This is a genomic window from Rhodococcoides kyotonense, assembly GCF_900188125.1.
Lineage (GTDB): Bacteria > Actinomycetota > Actinomycetes > Mycobacteriales > Mycobacteriaceae > Rhodococcoides > Rhodococcoides kyotonense.
The window spans coordinates 1-1,214 of record NZ_FZOW01000047.1 but is presented as its reverse complement, the minus strand read 5'-3'; the positions used below and the strand labels follow the sequence as shown (position 1 = coordinate 1,214).

The window sequence follows — 1,214 nt, the reverse complement described above, 5'->3', positions numbered from 1 at the left end:
GACATGTTCAATCGGTGGTCGCAACGAGCGACTCGTTGTACTCCTCCACGATATCGGTGAAGATCTGCAGAGGAGTCTTCCATCCGAGTGTCTTGCGTGGGCGGGTGTTGAGGCGGTCGGCGACCTCGTCGAGCCACTCGCTGCTGTGCACCGATAGATCGGTGCCCTTGGGGAAGTACTGACGAAGCAGTTTGTTGGCGTTCTCGTTGCTGCCTCGTTGCCACGGGGAGTGCGGGTCACAGAAGTAGACCTGCACCCCCGTCTCGACGTTGAACCGCGCATGCTCGGACATCTCACGCCCCTGATCCCAGGTGATCGAACGACGAAGCACCGCAGGCAATTCCATGATTTTCGCTGCCATCGCATCGGCCACGGTCGGTGCCTTGTGATCGAGCGGCAGATGCAGCAGCAGGATCAGCCGAGAGGTCCGTTCGACGAGCGTGCCGATCGCCGACTTCCCGTCTTTACCGATGATCAGATCACCCTCCCAATGACCTGGGACTTTACGGTCCTCCACTTCACCGGGTCGCTCGGAGATGTTGACCATGTCCGGGATCCGTGAGCGCCGCTCCTGGGTCCGTTTGTGGCCACGTCGACGTGGCCGACCGGTCCGCAGATGTTTGGCCAGATCCTTGTTCAAACCGCCTTTGGTCTGCACGAACAGGGCTTGGTAGATCGTCTCGTGGGACACATGCATCTCCGGCTGATCGGGAAACTCGAGTTTCAGCGTATGGGAGATCTGCTCCGGTGAGTGCTGCAGTTTCAGCCGCCGTTGCACCTCTAGACGGAGCTGAGGGCTGGCTTCGAGCTTGGAAATTTTGGGGCGTAGCTTGGCCGCTTTCGCTTTGCGGTCGGCTGAAGCCGGCAGATACCGGCCGCGAGAGTTGGTGTAGGTCTTCAACTCTCGGCTGATCGTCGATACTGCCCGGCCGAGCGCTTTGGCGATCGCGGTCATCGTCCAGCCGTCGCGGCGATAGTCGGAGATGAACTCGCGTTCGATGATCGACAGGTAGTGACCCGAAGGCGGTGGTGTCGCCCGAGGACGCACACCACCGCGCTCGTTCACCCAGTTCCAGCCCGTGCCGTCACTGACACCGACCGCTGCCGCGGCCTGCCTCACCGTCGACCCCGCACTGCGCAAAGACCAGAACGTCATCCGAACTTCGTGTGTGAACGCCGGACGCACCATCGCAACCATCCCTCAAGGATCAGGC

1 protein-coding gene is annotated in these 1,214 nt (G+C 61.1%); it reads right to left on the bottom strand.

Translation table 11 applies throughout. The annotated features are described in order from the left end of the window. Positions 1–7: 7 nt before the first annotated feature. Complete coding sequence (locus tag CHB96_RS29310; protein ID WP_089253016.1) at positions 8–1,156, bottom strand: IS30 family transposase; 1,149 nt, start codon at positions 1,154–1,156, stop codon at positions 8–10. Positions 1,157–1,214 lie beyond the last annotated feature (58 nt).